Origin of the sequence: Pseudomonas sp. 5Ae-yellow, from assembly GCF_014077575.1 — a bacterium.
Lineage (GTDB): Bacteria > Pseudomonadota > Gammaproteobacteria > Pseudomonadales > Pseudomonadaceae > Halopseudomonas > Halopseudomonas neustonica.
The window spans coordinates 1-1,363 of the sequence record NZ_JACGWE010000108.1 but is presented as its reverse complement, the minus strand read 5'-3'; the positions used below and the strand labels follow the sequence as shown (position 1 = coordinate 1,363).

At 49.8% G+C, this 1,363-nt stretch carries 2 protein-coding genes and 1 pseudogene; all 3 read right to left on the bottom strand.

The window, feature by feature from the left end:
• Positions 1 to 94: 94 nt before the first annotated feature.
• Positions 95 to 685: a histidine kinase dimerization/phospho-acceptor domain-containing protein gene (locus H4J77_RS19455; protein ID WP_182250108.1), complete on the bottom strand. Its 591-nt coding sequence runs from the start codon at positions 683 to 685 to the stop codon at positions 95 to 97.
• 235 nt (positions 686 to 920) lie between these two features.
• Positions 921 to 1,112 carry a hypothetical protein gene (locus H4J77_RS19450; RefSeq protein ID WP_404940804.1) on the bottom strand — a complete coding sequence of 64 codons (192 nt, stop codon included), beginning with the start codon at positions 1,110 to 1,112 and terminating at the stop codon, positions 921 to 923.
• Positions 1,113 to 1,115: 3 nt separating this feature from the next.
• Positions 1,116 to 1,235: pseudogene (locus tag H4J77_RS19445) on the bottom strand (winged helix-turn-helix domain-containing protein); the annotation flags it as partial.
• Between the last annotated feature and the right edge of the window lie 128 nt (positions 1,236 to 1,363).

Sequence of the window (1,363 nt, the reverse complement as noted above, 5' to 3'; positions counted from 1 at the left end):
GTAATGGAACGGCTGCCGCTGGCAGCGTCCGCCGAGGACTACGAAGCGCTGCTGCCTTGGCGCTGCGGCCCGGTTGCTTACTGATCTGCAACGATCATCGCAATACGGGGTTTATGGATCGCTTACGTTCTTCCGCCTCAAATTGATAGTACTCAAGCACGCTCGCACAAAGCTGCTCGAGCGCGATGAGCCGTTGTTGCGGAATAACCAAGCCATTACTGGCTTTGGCTAGGAACAACATGTCATCGATCATTCTGGACATGCGCCGCAAGTCTTCAAGATTCGCGTAGAGGTTTTCCTTATAATCGTCAGCCGTTCTCGCCCGGGTCAATACAACTTCGGTATGCGTAATTAGATTAGTCAACGGTGTACGCAGCTCATGTGCTATGTCAGCTGAAAAATGGCTGAGCTTTACAAAGGCACTCTCCAAGCGCGCGAGCATACCGTTGAATGCAGCGGTCATATCACGCAATTCAACAGGAATATTTTGGGTCGAAATACGATCTTCCAGTGACTTTTCCGAGATAGAAGAGAATACGTTGGTTACTTCTTTCAACGGCCTCAGCCCAGCCCGTGCTAGCAACCAACCCAGCAACGCGCCAACAAAAGCAAAAATAAATAATCCTGTCCACAACCAATTAGCCAGCGTGCTGAAGAAGGCTTTAAGTGCAGTAATGTCGAGCATCAATAGAATCGTCACTGGCTCTTGGCCATTTATGTCGACACGTTTCTTGCTGGCACGCCAAACCTTTCCGGCTGTTTTTAACTCTTAGGCGCTTTGGTGCCGGAAAGGCTTCAGATGATCGTGTAAACCATTAAGCCCAGCTTCGCTGAACAGAATCTACCCACTCGGGTCTTCGATCACCACATACAAGTCCTGATGGCCACCAAGCAAGGCTTTCAGCTCTGGGAAAGCAGCATTAAAAGACGCCCTGCCCCGCTGTTCGCAGAATTTGCTCAGCAGCAGTCATTTTTTCCTCTAAAATCTGTCTGTCTACTTCTTCAAAATGATGCAGGGTCAATTGCCTGAAGGACAGCCCAGCAACCGCCAGTACGCCAACAACAGCGAGCATAAACATGATACTCAGTCGCTTCGTGAGTGAGACCTGCACCTATTAGACCTCCGAGTCGTCTATTACGTAGCCCATGCCACGCCCCGTCCTTATCAGTTTGGGTTCAAAGTTATCATCTATCTTTGCCCTTAATCGGCGCACCGCCACTTCAATGACGTCGGTTGGGTTCTACCCCGTTTCCACGGACGGTTATAAAACAGCTAAGAGCTTTTGATCCTGCGCAGCAACTCTACGTCGCATCCTAGGATTATGGAACCGCTCGATGTATTCAAATAGGTCTGCTCTTGCCT

Coding starts and splice junctions, on each gene's coding strand:
- H4J77_RS19455 (WP_182250108.1), bottom strand. CDS start 685: ATGCTCGACATTACTGCACTTAAAGCCTTCTTCAGCACGCTGGCTAAT.